This window comes from Vreelandella sedimenti (assembly GCF_013416325.1).
GTDB classification, from domain to species: domain Bacteria; phylum Pseudomonadota; class Gammaproteobacteria; order Pseudomonadales; family Halomonadaceae; genus Vreelandella; species Vreelandella sedimenti.
On sequence record NZ_JACCGK010000017.1, the window covers coordinates 105,647 to 122,114 of the forward strand.

The following is a 16,468-nucleotide window of genomic DNA, read 5'->3' on the forward strand; positions in this document are numbered from 1 at the left end:
GGCGCGGTTAGCAGTCGACAAAACATGTCCAGCAGTAGAGTATAAGCAGATGCTGAACTTGTCGTTAGAAGCCAGTTTTTAAAACCAAGGCTGACTGAGATACTGTTGTGAATCTACTCGAACTGTTTGCCCGCACGCTGGATGTCACGCTGCCTGTCTTTGCGATGGTGTTTGTAGGCTTGGGCCTTAAGCGCTTGAAATGGATTGATAGTGCCTTCGTTTCGACCGCTTCTGCTTTGGTATTCAAAGCAACACTCCCCACGCTGATCTTCCTTAGTTTGATTAAAGCTGACCTGAGTGTTGCGCTGGACGTCTCGCTGATGCTGTTTTTTGCTGTGGCAACGCTGGGGCAGTTTTTATTCAGTTGGGGCTGGGCGCGGTACCGTATAGCTCCTCAGGATCGCGGTATTTATGTCCAGGGAGCGTTTCGCGGTAATTGTGGGATAGTGGGTTTGGCGCTAGCGGCGGGCATGTACGGTAACTATGGCCTTTCAGCGGGCAGTCTTTTGCTGGGCGTGGTCATCGTGATGTATAACGCGCTTTCGGTCATCGTGCTGGCATTTTACCAGCCTGGCCAATCCACCGATTGGCGCAGCCTGCTCAAGCATGTAGCGAAAAACCCGCTAATTATTTCGGTATTTGCAGCGTTACCCTTTACCGCGCTCTCGATCCCACTGCCCAGTTGGGTGATTACCTCGGGGGACTATTTTGCCTCGTTAACATTGCCACTGGCGCTGATTTGTATTGGTGCAACGCTCTCCGTGTCGAGCATGCGTGACAGCAGCCAAGTGGCACTCGGCGCTAGTTTGATGAAGATGGTAACACTACCGGTGCTCTCGACCGTGGCGGCTTGGTTGGTGGGCTTTTCCGGCGAACAGCTGGGCTTACTGTTTCTGTTTTTTGCCAGCCCCACCGCTGCCGCAAGTTTTGTAATGGTGAAAGCGATAGGTGGTAATGTGGCTCTAGCCGCCAATATCATCGCCATTACCACCCTGATGGCGAGCGTTACCGTTACGCTTGGCGTTTTTGCGCTGCGTTTACTCGGCTGGATATAGTGTCATTAGATTGAATAGCCCTGCTGAATAGCGCAACTCGGTTGGCCCTGCCTAAGCCGACGCGTTATACTACGCGCCCGCAAGTTTGGACGACGTTAGTCCCTGTAGCTCAGTAGGATAGAGCAGCCGCCTCCTAAGCGGCAGGTCGCAGGTTCGACTCCTGCCAGGGACGCCAGTAAAATCAATGTGTTAGCCTCAGTGCTTCTCTGTAAATTCTCCGTTTTTGCCTCCGGTTCCCCTAGTGGTTCCCCTAGATTTGCAAGCATTGGGATGACTTACTGGTACCTCGTCAGTCAGCTATGCCCGGCGCACCAGCAGCCTATGATGATAGGTTGCGAGAAGCTACTTTACTCAGAAGGTTTACAGTCAGTAAGCCCTTAGTTGATTGCTGATAGGGTGGTGTTTGTGTACAGGGCTATAGCATTGATGCCGGTCGACTTCCAGTCGTGCGGTATGCATCTCGCAATAGGCTTCGGCATTAGCCCGTGAGCCTACTAGGTATATCCTGCTTGCCAGCTGTTGATCAGCATTCTCTGTCCAGATTTTCCAAATTAAGCCTGGCTCATGATTGATACTTTCTGCCGAGGTAATCATAGCTTTGGTCATTTCGTCACCGAAAGGACCATCAAAGGAAAAATGATCCTGTAGTATGACGGGTATACTGCCTCTTGTAACAAAGTATTGAGGGTGAAGAATAGAAGTTTTCACCCTTAGTTTAATTGTGCTTTTAGCCTTATATGCAGGAGCTATCTTCCGAGTTCATTTAAGCTCAGATAACCTGAAAAAACTTAGGCACGCCTGTTAATGTGAACAGGCGTGCTTGGTCTCATGGTTTCATGCGGCGTTATCTCGCTCCTTAATCCGGGCTTCAATCCACTCGTTGATTTCACTCTCTACCCATGCAACGGCTCGTCCTCCAATCCGAACTGGTGGCGGGAATCGTTGTTGATCCATGAGCCGATACAACGTTGACGTGCTCATGCCGCAGCGCTCTAAAACGATGTTCCTGCGCAGCAGCTGTGGGCGTTGAGTTTCGTTCTTGTCCATCACTCACCCTCACTTGCCTGATATGAAAATTAGCTAACAGGAGGAATAAGGTGAGGATTCTGACTATTTGCCCCTTTAAAATGTAAATAAAAGAATCTTTAAGTATCTTAATGTTTAATTTGCGCTGGTGCTTTTAAGCGGGGCAACGATGCGACGTTTGGTGGTGCGCGTTTTGTGTAGTGCGCTTTTCAATCCACTACAATCAACCTAACACTGTCGCAAAGTTTTTCAGTAACTGACTCTAAGACGGATGTCGATAAAACTAAAAAGGGCTGTTCAGTAAAGCTGCTTACCCTTACATCCTGTCCACTTATGATGTATGTGCAATTAGTCTTTGAGCTAACCATTCCATGTTGTTGCCTGTTTCTTTGATCGGCCGTGCCGAACTGGGACATCCATCGTGCCCGTTGTCGCTATTATCCAGCGCGGTGCGTGCTGGGTTTCCCAGCTCGAAAGATGACCACCTGGATAATGATCTCGATCTGCCGCATGCGGTCAGGCATTCTGCCGCGACCTGCTTCTGGCAACTCCATGATCGGTGGTAAAATTCACCATGGTGATCTGCTGGTGGTGAATGGAAGCCGAGTGATCGTGATTGCCGTAGATGGAGACTTGGCCGTCAAGCGGCTGGAACGGGTGCACCAGCGTGCCTATCTAAGAGCCAGCAACCCGGCGTATCGGTTCATCCCGCTGGAAGGGCGGCCGATAGGTGTACTGTCCAATAACTATAGCTGTATTGTCGCCCGTTCTAATGAGCTGAATACTCTGGGCGTTGCTATGGGCACTGCCCGGCATCTGCTTTCGCTGGCTTTGTACCGCCAGGTGATCCTACTGTCGCGCAACTGCGCGCTATATGGCGATATGTTCCACCAGGTGACGGAAGTGCTAGCCAGATTCTCCCCCCATGCTGAGGTTTACTCGATTTACTAGAGCTTTGTGGGCTTTCAGGGATTCGATCTTGATACCCTCGAAGATCGTGGTCGCCAGCTACGCGTTTCCATCAGATAGTGGACGGGTATTTCTGTCTCGGTGGGGGACACTGACTCGGGTGTTGGCCAAGTTGGTAAACTACGTCGCCAAGAAATATCCCGCCTATAGAGACCAAGGCGTGTGCCTATTAACAGCGGATAGTCCTGCTACGCACGCGCTGCTCAAGCATCTGCCGGTCTGGGGCATCGCTACCACTATGGTACTTTCACAAAATGCCACCCGAACTTCTTAGTGGCCTCTCAGAGTGAACGTTGCGACAAATCATTGACTGGCCTGATCAGTCCACTAGAGGTGCGCTAGTGTGAGAGGCTACTGACTGCACCCAACATCCCCCATGCCCCTTCCATGGTGGAAAGTGCTCTGGCCACCGGCACGCCGTCAACACGAGTCCGATAACACACGTCGCCAGACGCAGTTTAATGATGACTATCGTACCTGGGAGCACCGCAAAGCCGATTTTGATGCCGCCGAGTTTGCCCGGCAGCAGCGAGAAGAGCAGGGCGTGCTAAGGCAACGTGACGATATGACGCTCACCCTACAAGAGCGCCTGGAAGAGATCGACTGGCCTCGCGAGACCGTGATCGATTTTGATTTGGGAAGCGATGACACCACGATGGCGCTGGATATTGACCTGCCATCTGACGATGACATGCCGGATCAAGAATGGACGATGCCTGCCAAAGCGCTGCCTTTCGTGTGCTTGGCGCCGTGTTTGTGCGTTTGCCCTTTGTTCAAGAAGCGCGGGTGTCTGAGTATCGTCAAGTGGTCGACCCCATCACGGGTGGTACGCGCGATCAGTATCTCTATAGCATCAAGGTCACTCGAGCACAGTGGAACCGTATCCACTTTGATCAGCTGGCGCAGGTCGATCCGGTGACAGCTGTTGAAGCGTTTACGCTGCGCCGTTATATGACCAAAATCGGCATCTTTCGCGACATTGAGCCGTTTAAGCTGGTCTAAAAGGCCTCTCGCCAATACTGAACCGACGACGCAGAGACCACCCCCTGTTGGGTACCGATCTCGATGACCGCTTGCTGAAAGGTGCGGGCTAGGTCGGGCTGGTGGCACAAGGCTAGCGACCGAATCATCCGCGTGATACGTAAATGATTATGGCCACCGGCTTTCAGCCAAATATGGGTTTGTATTGCCAGCGTTGGTTGAGCGACGATATCGCTCCCATCCCGAGCGAGGCCAAAAAAGTCGAGCATAACGTCTAGCGAGCGCTGCTGATGCTGGCGCATAACGTCATTTCTCTCAAACGCAGCCTGTACCGTGGGCGTCAGCAAGGGAGCAAAGGCGTTAAAACGACCCGCCTCAGGGATAGGGAACAGCCACTGAATATAGTCGTGGGTGTGCTCTAGCCAGAAGGAGGATAGCGCCCAAATATCCTCAAGGCACCGGCCTTTATGATCGCGGCCTTCACCGCAGTAAAACTCAATCAAGCGCTGATCATTATCCATTAAGTAGCACTCATCAGGGGTTCTATCGGGGCATATAACGCCATCTCTCGGGCATGTCGTTCGGCATTGTCATCCTGATGTGCCTCAATGCCCTCCAGTGCACGAAGGTAATAGGCGGGTAAGCCATGCTCGCGTGCCCCGGCAAGCACATGGTGCTTGTACCAGGTATATGGACGCAGGCCGAGTGCGGTGAGGTTGCCGATATACGCCTGCACCTCAAACTGCCGGTCGCTTGCCAGGTCAGTGACGGTGAGCCACGTCTCGTTATATGCCGCGCCTAGCCCCTCATAGCGATCGAGCGTCGGTTTGTGATGAGAAGCCATTTCCCAAATGACCCCATAGACAGCGGACTGCGCTGAGGCAGGCACAATATCGCATTTGCCTGAGCCGTCCCCGCCGCGTTGATGAAATGCCAGGCGGTAAGCGGGCAGAAGGGCGGTGGTCACAAAGCGTGCTGGAACGCGGGCCGCTAGGCGCTGGGTCGCCATATTGGAACCGTAGGCAAAATAGAGCATGGGGACCCTCCTTGGTGTAGCAATGATAACGTCGTCGCGCTTTTCCGCATGCGGAAAAAGGGTATATCGAACCATGAGGCTGGCGGGTGTTTATGAAGTCACAGGGGATTCAGTGGCGTAGTGTGCCAGCATCTGTTCTGCGTTCGTTTTGATCGTCTCTCGCCATGCGTGAGGCGCGGCGACCTTGATATTTGGCCCCATGCCCATCAACCACCAAAGCGTCTGCTGATCATCCGGTACGTGGGCGGTTAGCCGATACCAGCCGTCAGTGTCCGGCAACGCTTCTATCGATTGTGTGTCTGATAGTGGCGTTTCCTGTAGTAGCCACGCCACTGGCCTAGTGATATCAGCCTCTAGTACCACATCGCTCGGCCCCTGAAGATACCCAAACGCACCGCCTTTTATGTACTCATCAATGTCAAAATCGTGCTGCTCTTGCCAGGGCTGTTGACTGAGTGTTGCCTGCTTCACGCGATGAAGGGCGAACTGGCGAAGATCCTTAAAGCCATCCACATGAGCTAACAGATAAGTGGCACTGTGGCGGCTCACAATGCCTTGAGGGTGGAGGATAAACGCCTTTTCAGAGTGACTGGTACGTGATAGGTAAATAACGTCAACGGCTTTCTGCTCAAGGAGCGCCTGAGAGATGGTCTGCCAGGTTGCCTCGTTAATCTCAGCGGGGATCAGCGCTTTACCGTTGGGAATGGCGCGTACTTTGCGTGCCCACTGGCTAAGCCCATTAGCGCTCATGTCGTCCAGCAGTTTCCGTGCGTCGGTAAAGTGGGGCGAGAGCTGGCCGACCACCACCGGAGGCAGCAACCCCTTCAAATACTCTTCCGCCAATACCAGCGTTAGCGCGCTGGGCACATCAAGCGCGGGTAGCTGACACTGAAAGTCACGATCAAAATACCAGCGGTAAGGTTTCTGGCTATCGTCACAGCCGATGGGAAACTGCGTGGAGAGTTTCTGGCTTAAATCCCGCTGCAGAGAACGTGTATCGATATTAAACCCGCGCTCTGCAAGCTTCTCTTTCAACACGGGCGTCGCGATACGCCCTGGAAAGCGAGGAATCAGCTGTAGCATGGTCAAGTAACGGAAAAGCGTATCACGAGGTTCAGACATAGTGACGCTAACCTTGGCTGGATATATGAAAGCGTTGAGTTTAACGTGCCTCACAAAACTTAGCGACCCGTGCCGGTAAAGCATCAGGCTCTTTGGCCACCAGGTGGGCACGCAGTCGCCACAACGTTACGGTGCTTTGATCTATATAAGTATTCGGCAAGTCATGCCAGAGGGCGGCGGGGTGGATATCCATGGATGTTTCCACTGCAATATTGGGGTGTCCTTCCAGCCAGCGATACACACTCATCGCGCTGCGCCCCACGCATACTGGAAAGAGCAGGGCATCAGCAGGGAAAGAAATCCCGAGTGCCAACAGCAGTGCATTCACCTCATGGTCACAAGCAAGGTGCCAACGTTGATAGTCGGCCACCAGCGGTGCGGTCAGATGACCTGCCACACAGTGCCAAATGAGGTGAGCTTGTAAGAACTGACGGGACGTATCAGATAACGTCGCGCTATAGAGGGGGCAAATAAAAAGTGATTTACCGTCCGTGCTTGCACTATTAAACACTGAGTTGATGACCGGTGTGACGGTTAAAAACTGGCTTAAAAAGCCCATGACGGGTATCTCACGTTTCCACTGCTCACGATCATTTAGCCACTTGGCTACTTCCTGTTGGGTAGTGTCTTGAGTCGTTACACATTCGTTCATGGTCATCTTAGCGTCCACCGTCCCTGATAAGAGAGAATGAGGCTATGACGTGGTTGCGACATTGTGCGTCGCATAGCCCAGCAAAACGTTCTCACAGTGGCACTATCGCGTTAGAAAAATGTGTCAAGATAGGTGTTGATATAAACACGCATAAGCACGCTGCCGATATAACAATGTCAGCAACAACCACTGTCGTTCGTTAAATATGAGATCTAGAAATGAGTAGCCGTCATGCCAATCGCGCCATCCTGGTGCTCGAGTCTCCATAGGCGTTAGATGACAACGACGCAACGCGTAGCGAACGGTTGATGGCCACTGTCGACAAGCTCAATCGAGAACTAGGGCGAGGAACCATACAGCTAGGGCTACCCCGGCCAGGCAACGCCTGGGTCATACGTTCTGAACACCGCACGCCGCGCTACACCACCCGCTGGGAAGACTTGCCCGCTGTGTGTTAGGCCTGCATCCTTAAAACGGGAGGAAAGAAGAAAAAAGACCACCTTGAGGCTACCAAAGTGATCGCCGTTTCGTATGTCTCCGAGGGGAAGCGTTTGCTAACAGATCTCAGAGCTCATCCGATTACTATACGGGTGCAAAGGGGGCTACGCGAGCCGGAGAAGTGCTATAGTTAATGATCATAAAGATGCATTAAGTCACTAATTAATAATGATTATCCCCAATTATTTTAAAAAATGTAATTGGGGATAATGTGATCTTGTGCTGCCCAACAGAACACTGATCAGTAAATCACTTGCTACAGCTGTCGTAACGACACGCACCAAGAAATCAGCTGAAGAATGCCCAAGTCACTGATTAAGTGCTAAGGTGGATTAGATAATAAAAGTTGCCAGTTGAGAGCAGGATGCCATCAGACCACACCCACCAGCACGATCCACTAGAACGCATCTTTGCATACAGGGTGTTTGATCTGCGTGACCGTTTCCCGCAACCGCTAGAAACAGTCCGGCAAGCACTAGAGTGCTTGCAAAGCAATAACGCCTATCTGCCAGATATGAGCGGTGAGATTGTGGCGTATCTGCGTGGTGGACGCGCAGTCCCTATTCCTGAACACCTGTTTATCCGACAGGTGGGCAATAGCGCGTCAGTGGTTCCAAAAAGTGAAAATGATCGTGTCTGCAACGCTGTGGACACGTGGCTTCGAGAGACCCTTTCGCGAGAAAACGAAGACACGGTGAATGCTTCAACCGTCAGACCCTCCCGGCTCAATATTTTGCTCGATCAGTGTGACCCCAATGCCCCCGAACCTGACGATATACAGGCGTGGCAGCACATGGGAGAGGTTGGCAGAGAAATCATCGAGGCGCCCGGTAGAGAAGACATATGGGACGCCGCCGTCAAAGCGATGGGAGAAGTGAATGCAAGACGATGGATGAAAGCGTCGAACCCCAAGCTAAATGGCAAAAGCCCCAACGTGGGTATCGAGAAAGAGCCTATGCGGGTGTATGAGCTTGTGTTGCAAATGAATACAGGAGCGGGCTAATGGCTGATATCGACCCAAAGCGGAAGTTCGATGAGTATAGGCCGATAACAGCTCCGCAGTGGTTGTTGTCGATCAGGGTTGCCGGTCAAACGACCGCTCTTCGGTGAAGATTTGCCATTCACTTCCCATACCCACAAACTCAGGTGAATACATTCAGTGAAGCTACAAACGATCCGGCTCTCAAGCTTCCAATCATTCGGAGCGGCGCCCACCGAGATCAGGCTGGAGGAGATTACTTATCTCATCGGCCCTAACGGCTCGGGCAAGACAGCAGCACTCCAAGCCTTGTGCCGTCTGTTTGCTTTTGAGCCATCACTACGCCGGATCTTGCGCTCGGATTTTCACGTTCCATTCAACGAAGCAGAACCGCCTGATGAGCGTCAGCTATGGATCGAGGCCGACTTTTTGTTTCCGGAACTCGGCGACGATGACGACGACAACAGCACGGTAGCTCCTCATTTCGGCCACATGCGCCTTGACGAAATCGACGGCACACCGCGAGTGCGTTTCAGGCTCACTGCCACCATGGGCTTGGATGGAGATATAGAAGAAAGCATGGCCTATGTGCTGGACATCAATGCAGATGGCTCACCGCTGAGCACAGCTCAAGTTCCCCGATCTGAACGCAACCATATACACGTTCACTACCTGCCCGCACGCCGTGATCCTGCCGATCACATTGGCTATGGCGCCAATGCACTACTGGGACGTATGCTGCGTGCCGTGAACTGGGATGCAGAACGAACTGTTATCAAGGGTTTGACCGACCAAATCAGCGAAAGCTTGACGGCGAATCAATCAATCAATGCGTTCAGCACAAGCTTGAAATCGGCATGGAGTGCTTTGCATAAGGGAAGCTTCTTTGTCGACCCCAAGCTCACATTTGCTTCGTCCGAGATTGAAGCCTTGTTGCGACACATGTCATTGTCATTCACGCCGGGCCATGACGGGCAGCTGGTGGACTTCTCGCGACTGAGCGATGGTCAGAAATCGATGCTGTATCTGTCCCTCGTGCTGTCCTCGCAAGCCATTGGTCGCGCTGTCCTAGCTGAAGATGACGATTCTTTCGACGCAGAAAAGTTGCGCCCGCCCGTGTTTACGCTGGTGTCGGTTGAAGAGCCAGAAAACAGCCTCTCGCCCCACTACCTCGGACGGATCGTGAATGCCCTTAATGGAATGACAGGCAAAGGGGACGCACAAGCGCTGATCGCCACCCATGCACCGTCTATGCTGCGGCGAGTCGCCCCGGAAAGTATCCGCTATCTGCGGTTGACCCAGAAGCGAACATCGCGCGTCATGCACATTCAGTTGCCTGATGCTACTGATGAAGCTCACAAATTTGTGCGTGAGGCCGTACAGGCCTTTCCTGAAGTCTATTTCTCCCGCTTGGTGGTTCTGGGAGAGGGTGACAGTGAAGAAATCGTGTTGCCACGGCTACTTCAGGCCAAAGGGGCTCCGGTTGATGAGTCGGCAGTTTCGATAGCGCCCTTGGGGGGGCGTCACGTCAATCACTTTTGGCGGCTGCTATCTGCACTGCAGATTCCGTATTTGACACTGTTGGATCTTGATGTGGCTCGTTATGCCGCCGGCTGGGGACGGATCAAATACGTGAATGATCAACTCGTGAAGTTTGAGCCGACAAAAGCGCTTCCTGGTGATTGGCCTCTACCTAAATGGGATGCAGTCGAAACACCAGTCCGAACAAATCACTATTTTGTTGAAGGCAAGAAAAGCGTATTCCTTGAGCTGGAGAATCGTGGAGTGTTTTTCTCGGCGCCCATGGATCTCGATTTTTCCATGCTGCTGGCCTACCCGGCTGCTTACGGTGCCGAGAAAGAAACGCCCGACGAGTCAACGATCAAGGCTGTCCTCGGCAAGAGCCATCAGGATACAAGCCAATACAGCGAGGACGAACAGCAGCTGTTCAGCACTTATCACCGCAGCTTCAAGCTAGGAAGCAAGCCGGCTGCGCACATTGATGCGCTTGCCAATCTCAGCGATGCTGACCTGCTCGCGAATATCCCCGAATCATTCGAACGTTTGGCCGATGCCGTCATCGCCAAACTAGCGGGGTTGCCGGAGTGATTGCAGTCGATGCCTGGAAGCCTGCGGATGGGTTGACTCTTGAACCGAATGCATTGCGGACAGCTAAGGAGCGCACGTGCAGTCTCGCGCTGACAGCAGGCCCTGGAGCTGGCAAGACCGAAATGCTTGCGCAACGGGCAGACTTTTTACTTCGCACAGGCACATGTCGTTATCCAAAGCGGATTCTGGCCATCTCGTTTAAGGTTGATGCTAGTAGTAACCTGAAAGAGCGGGTCAAGCGGCGCTGTGGTTCTGAGCTTGCCACGAGGTTTGACAGCTATACCTTTCATGCTTTCGCTAAGCGAATTATTGATCGTTTCCGCCCTGTGCTGACGGGCGAATATGCGCTAGATGCAGGATACAAAATTGCGGATAGAAAGCCTAACCCATCACGGACCTTGATCGAATTTTCCGATCTTGTGCCGTTTGCGATCAAGATTCTGCAGCAGTCTATAGTCGCGCGAAACGCCATCCGTCAAACCTACAGCGACGTATTCCTCGACGAATTCCAGGACTGCACCAACCTGCAGTACGAGTTAATCAAGCTCGCCTTTCAAGGCACGAGCATTCGCTTAACTGCCGTGGGCGACACTAAACAGAAAATCATGGGATGGGCAGGTGCCATGGACGGCACCTTTCCGACTTTCGTTCTCGACTTTGCCGCCGCCCCGCTCAATATGTACCGTAACTTTCGTTCAAAGCCGCGACTGCTTCGTCTGCAAAATGAAATCATTCGCAAGCTTGACCCACTTTCTGTCATGCCGGATGAGCAGCTTGCCGGCGACGAAGGCGAGGTATTCGCTTGGCGCTTCGAAGATAGTCGTCAGGAGGCTGAGTACCTCGCAGGCTTGATTGAAAGCTGGATAAAGACCGAGAAGTTACCACCTGCGGAGATTGCAGTCCTGGTTCGTAATCAGCTCGACCTGTACGCCGATCATCTGATGGCGGCGTTGGAGGCACGCAGTCTCCCGTTCCGTAACGAGCAGCAGATGCAGGACATCACGGTCGAGCCGGCTGCACGTTTGATCGTGGACTATCTCTCCTGCCTCTATGGCCAACGCGAGCCAAAAGCCTGGATTCGACTCATGAATCAACTCATCCCTTTTGCTGATGAGGAGATTCAGTCGAACGCGCGTAAGGACCTTGATCGACTCGTCAAGCAGCAACGAAAAGAGATAGCCAGATCCAAGCTTGTCGATGATCACTACTCAGGCTGGTGGGAGTTGGTTCGAGCATTTCTGAAGCAAGTCAGTATCGAAACGCTGGTCGCGCTCTCCCCAGACTACGAGTCACGCGACCGGTTGAAGGAGGTGGTTCGCGATACCAAGGCCAGAATCGAGGAATTGCTGAAGCTGGAGTCTGACTTACCAAAGGCTCTTGAGCGGTTCTCAGATGACCAAGCAGTACGAATCTTGACCATCCACAAGAGCAAGGGTCTTGAATTCGATTCGGTCATCATGATGGCCGTCGAAAACGAAATTTTCTTTGGTGATCAGGATGAAAACCGATGCGCCTATTTTGTGGGAGTTTCTCGTGCCAAGAATCGCTTGGTCCTCACGCATGCCAATCAACGGGAGCGCCCAGTCGGGCATTCGAGGCGCTGGGATGTGCAACGCACAGCTCAAAACGAATACTTTGGCTATGTCATGCCGTTTTTGAAAAAGGAGTAATAGGAAATCAGAACGACCTTGGAGCCAAGGGATATTCTGGGGTTTGGTGCATCTGTCGACAGCCGACACCCAAGATTCTTTTTTCCAGCTCCTTCCGCGGTTGGGTGAAGGCATGTGAAGCAATGAAAATTAGCGGTGACGAATGTCAGTTTTCTGTTTAGGCGGGCGTTAGGCTGCCGATAAGCATCGGCGAAAAAACGAATACATATTGAAAGCGAAAATTTGTGCATAGAGTAGAAATTACCCAGAAAAATAAAGATTTGTCTAACGTTAAGCTGAATTGGGGGCGTCCGGCTTTCACTGCTGATGATGGCTTGGGGTCACTTGATAGTTTGCACCAAGCGAGTGATGCTATCGTATGCATAGCTGGTTATTTTGACGACAAGCTTACTTCGATAGGTAGTGGAATAATGATCGGTCCAGGCATGGTGTTAACAGCATCTCATGTCTTTGATGAGTTTCCTAAAACTGGGTCAGGCCCTGTCTTGCTTTCATTTTTGCCCGATAATAAAGCGCGTGCTTGGCTCCCAACTGGAATTGTCACTTGTTCAGGCCCCAGCAAATATCGACCCGATGACCCAGAATGCAAGATAGTTTCTGACCTTACGATATTATCTTGTGATCTTCATTCAGATGCTCACCTAGCACACCCGCAGTCCCTAGTTCCGTTAGAATTATGTCTTCCATTACCGGGCTCTAGGTTATGGGCTGTTGGGTATCGTCATGGCGCCTTTGATGAAGATGCAGCTTTGGTATCTCCACTCGTCACCTCTGGTTTGGTTACTAACGTATTCCCCCATGGAAGGGGGGAAAGAATGCCTTCTTCTTGTATTGAGATTGATATGGAGTCTTTAGGAGGAATGAGTGGAGGCCCTGTATTTAATGAAGACGGACGAATAGTTGGCATTGTGTCATCGTCATTTGATGGAGGACCAACTTACGTGACACTTGTCTGGGATGCTATGAGGCTCTCAGTCGAAGGCCTACCACATGAAATATGGGGGGCGGAGCATTCAGGGAATATTGGAAGGGATTGAGCTTGGACTGGTTCGGGTAAAGGGTAAGTTTAAGGCGGGCCAAGGTAGAGATATTACACTGACCCTTTCTGACGCGGAGATGGCTTACTTGGTTCAAAGCGAATGATTGCACTCAAGCCTAACAATACGCTGTTGCCAGAAAATTTTACACCGCTTCGCGGCTCCAAAATTGCCGCAAAGCTCTGCGTTATACGGAATAGAAAGGAGTGATAAATGTTTGAAGATTTAAGCAAGGCCTTAAAAGGCTTAACTTCAGTTTCTATTCCTATAGAAAAGGACAAAAAAGGATTTATTGATAAACAGTGCCCATATGAGGACTGTGAATTCTTATTCAAAGTTGGACATGAAGACTGGTCTAACCTATTCAAAGACGAAGCCGTTTGGTGTCCATTATGTAGACATCAAGCTCCGGCAGATCAGTGGTTCACGAAAGCACAAGTTGAGCATAGCCTTAGTGAGGCAAAGAGAGTTGTTGAAAATACCATTCATAATGCATTGGTATCTGGCGCTGATAAATTTAATAGGAAACAAAGTAAGTATAAGTTTCTGTCAGTGTCTATGAAAGTTTCTGGTGGAAAGAAAAGCACTTATGCGCTGCCAGCAGAGGCAGTTGACGAAATGGAACTCGAAATTGAGTGTGAGAGCTGCACTGCGCACTTCTCAGTAATTGGAAATGCCTTCTTTTGCCCATGCTGTGGAGAAAACTCAGTCACTCAAAATTACTCTGACGCTATCCGTAAAATAAGAAGCAAGAAAGAAAATATTGAAGTCATTAAAAAAGCATTAACGGATGTTGCCGGATTGGATGAGGCTGAAGTTACATGTCGTTCTATACTAGAAAGTTGTATTTTAGATGGCGTCACTGCGTTTCAAAAATATTGTGAGGGTCTTTATTCAAAATATGATGAGCCGCCGTTTAATGCCTTTCAGCGTTTAGATCAGGGCAGCCGGCTTTGGAAAGAGGCTATTAATTATGGGTACGGTGATTGGCTGAGTCATCAAGAGCTTGCCTCACTTAATACTCTATTTCAGAAGAGGCATTTGTTGGCGCACAATGACGGCATCGTGGATTCTCGATATACCGAAAAGTCAAACGATGGATCTTATGCGGTCGGGCAAAGGGTTGTTATTAAAAATAGTGATGTAGATTCACTGCTAAACTGCCTTGTAAAGCTCGGAGACGGATTAATTGATGCAGTTAAGTCCGTATAACAAGCGCATATTGTCGGATTGGTTTTCCGCTGCGCTGCAAACCAACCGCAAATGCGGGCGTTAAGTTTGGAAGGAAACATGGATCTTACCCAGGCACTCAAATCTCTCGCACTAGATCAGTGGTACAAGCTGCTGGTTTGGATTGGGGGGCTAGCCACTCTGGGGTCACTCTTTATCCCAGTAAAGGCCTTCAGCAATTCTTCCGTGCTGCCACTTTTCGCAGGTCTTTTCTTCATAGGTCTCGGTGAATGGGCTAGCCATCGCAAAGCTCCATATGAACGAGAGACACCTCATGGGTCAACGGTGCGAGGTTGGGAAATGCAGCGGTTCAACAATCTTCCCGGTAACCTTATGTCGATCATAGGCATTTTGTTGGTAGTTTATGGCGCTTATTCCATTGTCACCGCATGAAAATTTAACAAGTTGTTGTAGTACGTTCCGGGCCTCCGGCCCTACACCGGACGCCCATTTCGCTGCGCTACATGAGCTGCGCTAAACCAAGGCGTTGGCTTGCTGAATAGTTTCAATAAAAGGAGTAATTAAATGACTTGGTATATTTTAATTGGAGTAGTGGTTGTGCTCTTTTTCGGTTACAAGTTAACAACTGCAAAGCCTAGAAAAGCTGCAAATATTATTGCTTTGTCTCTAGGAATAAAGCGACAGTTTGTCGACAATATGTTGTCTGCAATGGGGCCAGAGCGCGGGCGGTTATTTGTACAGAATATCGTAAATTGGGGTGATAAGGATAATTGCGGAGTTTACACATTTGTTGTCTACCAGATAATGAAAAACGACTCCGAGCAAAATATAAAATGGTGGAAGTCTAAGCTTATTGAGAATAATATAGATCCAAAAATGGAGTATTCAAAAGCCGAAGCCGCATTCGCATATTTGAAAGATTCGGGAGCTGATAGAAGCCAAATTGATAACTTTATTGGCGTTTACAATAGTATCAGCTAACAAGGCTAGGCACGGCGACGCATTTCCGTTGCGGCTTTGCCTTCACTGCAAAGCCGCGCATGCTAGTGGCGTTTAAGCGCTACATCAGTGACACCTAAAAGACCGCTCCTGGCCGATTCTTGCCTTCTAAAGGGAAGTTTGCTGGCTGATCAAGCCATCCCTTTCAGGGCTGAGTAAAGGTCTATTTTCGTGAAGAAAAACTCCCTCTGCTTCACTTGATCGGTAAAGCAGAGGGGAGGGCTGTAACGTGAAGGCTTGTATTGCCAGAGGATAATCTTGCAAATACATATAAAAAATTGCTTATGATCAGAGTTTTATGCTTATGCGCAATTTTCAGAGGCGGGTGATAATGTTGAAGTGCATGCGCATTTTTCTAACGAGCCTTACTAGCAGGAAATGGTGTTTACCCCATTTATATCAGTGGATTAGATGATTTTTGGCAAGGTAGGGCTTCCCAGATAAAACTCGCATGCGCATGAAAAAGTTTGTTAAATTACCTGAGAGGTCTTAAGCATGCACGAATGGGATGACGATATCGAGGCGCTTGATATGAGCGCTGCCGAAAAAAATGGCCTGCAGGTTTCTCGAAATTATATAAAGGCAGCGCAAGACGGAGAAATAAGTGATGAACAAATGGGGGCTTATAGCTATGCTAATGAGTTTAATAATTGTTTCGTTAGTCATGATCTGGAACCAGTTTCGAGAGGACCTTGATAAACCGCCACTTCATTCCTTGGCGTTTCACTGGCTTTTGAATCGCTTGCCCCCAAAATAAATACTGTCCTAGCAAGCGCTCATTCAACGTTAATTGCATGATCAGTTCCATAGCTACTCAATGGCCGGTGTATCTCATCACAGATGCGATCACATGAGAGGAAAGCGCTTAACAGTGGCTTTACATACCTCATCTGACGACTCAATATCTCACTCAGGATTCAACTCTGGCGAGTAGGTCGAACATATGCAAACGGTGTGCATTCACTCAACGACTTTTTGCCTGAAAGGTGTATCCTGGCGTTATCGAGCACTACAAAGTGAGAATACAGTTTTTTGCGCACTTAAAACTCGTCAAACGCTTTGATCACCGTCTTAGCTGTCACTGACCTCGTTGTGGTATGGCAGATCATTTTCGGCTCTTCGACGTTGGGTGTGGAATTCGCCC

General features: G+C 50.3%; 17 protein-coding genes and 1 tRNA gene. 12 read left to right on the forward strand and 6 right to left on the reverse strand.

Annotation, left to right across the window (positions count from 1 at the left end; all coding sequences use genetic code 11):
* Nucleotides 1–107: 107 nt before the first annotated feature.
* Entirely contained in the window at nt 108–1,055 is a 948-nt protein-coding gene (locus HZU72_RS18430) for an AEC family transporter (RefSeq protein WP_180094766.1), read from the forward strand.
* A 98-nt stretch (nt 1,056–1,153) separates the two neighbouring features.
* A tRNA-Arg gene (locus HZU72_RS18435) sits at nt 1,154–1,230 on the forward strand.
* Nucleotides 1,231–1,421: 191 nt separating this feature from the next.
* On the opposite strand, the gene HZU72_RS18440 is transcribed toward HZU72_RS18435, so the two are convergent.
* A complete protein-coding gene (locus HZU72_RS18440; RefSeq protein ID WP_208458148.1) occupies nt 1,422–1,661 on the reverse strand; it encodes a YdhR family protein in 240 nt (79 codons plus the stop codon).
* 228 nt (nt 1,662–1,889) lie between these two features.
* Nucleotides 1,890–2,102, reverse strand: a complete 213-nt coding sequence (locus tag HZU72_RS18445) for a helix-turn-helix transcriptional regulator (RefSeq protein ID WP_125749702.1) — start codon at nt 2,100–2,102, stop codon at nt 1,890–1,892.
* 456 nt (nt 2,103–2,558) lie between these two features.
* Between HZU72_RS18445 and HZU72_RS18450 the strand changes: the two genes are divergently transcribed.
* Nucleotides 2,559–3,032 carry a S24 family peptidase gene (locus HZU72_RS18450; protein ID WP_125749699.1) on the forward strand — a complete coding sequence of 158 codons (474 nt, stop codon included), beginning with the start codon at nt 2,559–2,561 and terminating at the stop codon, nt 3,030–3,032.
* 394 nt (nt 3,033–3,426) lie between these two features.
* On the forward strand, nt 3,427–3,969 hold the full coding sequence (locus HZU72_RS18455) for a hypothetical protein (RefSeq protein WP_180094768.1): 543 nt from the start codon (nt 3,427–3,429) through the stop codon (nt 3,967–3,969).
* A 79-nt stretch (nt 3,970–4,048) separates the two neighbouring features.
* Here HZU72_RS18455 and HZU72_RS18460 read toward each other — a convergent pair whose 3' ends face one another.
* The 4 genes from HZU72_RS18460 to HZU72_RS18475 all read right to left on the reverse strand — a co-directional run bounded on the left by HZU72_RS18460 (nt 4,049) and on the right by HZU72_RS18475 (nt 6,847).
* On the reverse strand, nt 4,049–4,552 hold the full coding sequence (locus tag HZU72_RS18460; protein WP_180094770.1) for an opioid growth factor receptor-related protein: 504 nt from the start codon (nt 4,550–4,552) through the stop codon (nt 4,049–4,051).
* Entirely contained in the window at nt 4,552–5,067 is a 516-nt protein-coding gene (locus HZU72_RS18465) for a gamma-glutamylcyclotransferase family protein (RefSeq protein WP_180094772.1), read from the reverse strand. The genes HZU72_RS18460 and HZU72_RS18465 overlap by 1 nt, the downstream gene beginning before the upstream one ends.
* A gap of 90 nt (nt 5,068–5,157) precedes the next feature.
* Nucleotides 5,158–6,189, reverse strand: coding sequence for a helix-turn-helix transcriptional regulator (locus HZU72_RS18470; protein ID WP_125749689.1), 1,032 nt, complete (start codon nt 6,187–6,189; stop codon nt 5,158–5,160).
* Between the two features lie 40 nt (nt 6,190–6,229).
* Nucleotides 6,230–6,847: a DUF2201 family putative metallopeptidase gene (locus HZU72_RS18475; protein ID WP_125749686.1), complete on the reverse strand. Its 618-nt coding sequence runs from the start codon at nt 6,845–6,847 to the stop codon at nt 6,230–6,232.
* A gap of 302 nt (nt 6,848–7,149) precedes the next feature.
* Between HZU72_RS18475 and HZU72_RS18480 the strand changes: the two genes are divergently transcribed.
* The 8 genes from HZU72_RS18480 to HZU72_RS18515 all read left to right on the forward strand — a co-directional run bounded on the left by HZU72_RS18480 (nt 7,150) and on the right by HZU72_RS18515 (nt 16,020).
* Nucleotides 7,150–7,299: a DUF4113 domain-containing protein gene (locus tag HZU72_RS18480; RefSeq protein ID WP_125749683.1), complete on the forward strand. Its 150-nt coding sequence runs from the start codon at nt 7,150–7,152 to the stop codon at nt 7,297–7,299.
* Between the two features lie 404 nt (nt 7,300–7,703).
* Nucleotides 7,704–8,342: a hypothetical protein gene (locus HZU72_RS18485; protein ID WP_180094774.1), complete on the forward strand. Its 639-nt coding sequence runs from the start codon at nt 7,704–7,706 to the stop codon at nt 8,340–8,342.
* 156 nt (nt 8,343–8,498) lie between these two features.
* The gene (locus HZU72_RS18490) at nt 8,499–10,427 is read left to right on the forward strand and encodes an ATP-dependent nuclease (RefSeq protein WP_180094776.1); all 1,929 of its coding nucleotides are present in this window, start codon (nt 8,499–8,501) and stop codon (nt 10,425–10,427) included.
* Entirely contained in the window at nt 10,424–12,097 is a 1,674-nt protein-coding gene (locus tag HZU72_RS18495) for a UvrD-helicase domain-containing protein (protein ID WP_180094778.1), read from the forward strand. The genes HZU72_RS18490 and HZU72_RS18495 overlap by 4 nt, the downstream gene beginning before the upstream one ends.
* A gap of 224 nt (nt 12,098–12,321) precedes the next feature.
* Nucleotides 12,322–13,134 carry a S1 family peptidase gene (locus HZU72_RS18500; protein WP_180094780.1) on the forward strand — a complete coding sequence of 271 codons (813 nt, stop codon included), beginning with the start codon at nt 12,322–12,324 and terminating at the stop codon, nt 13,132–13,134.
* Nucleotides 13,135–13,347: 213 nt separating this feature from the next.
* Nucleotides 13,348–14,346 (forward strand): hypothetical protein, encoded by a 999-nt coding sequence (locus HZU72_RS18505; protein ID WP_180094782.1) that lies wholly within the window; start codon nt 13,348–13,350, stop codon nt 14,344–14,346.
* 543 nt (nt 14,347–14,889) lie between these two features.
* A complete protein-coding gene (locus HZU72_RS18510; RefSeq protein WP_180094784.1) occupies nt 14,890–15,306 on the forward strand; it encodes a DUF1198 family protein in 417 nt (138 codons plus the stop codon).
* Between the two features lie 513 nt (nt 15,307–15,819).
* Entirely contained in the window at nt 15,820–16,020 is a 201-nt protein-coding gene (locus HZU72_RS18515; protein WP_092490835.1) for a hypothetical protein, read from the forward strand.
* The last annotated feature ends 448 nt before the right edge of the window (nt 16,021–16,468 follow it).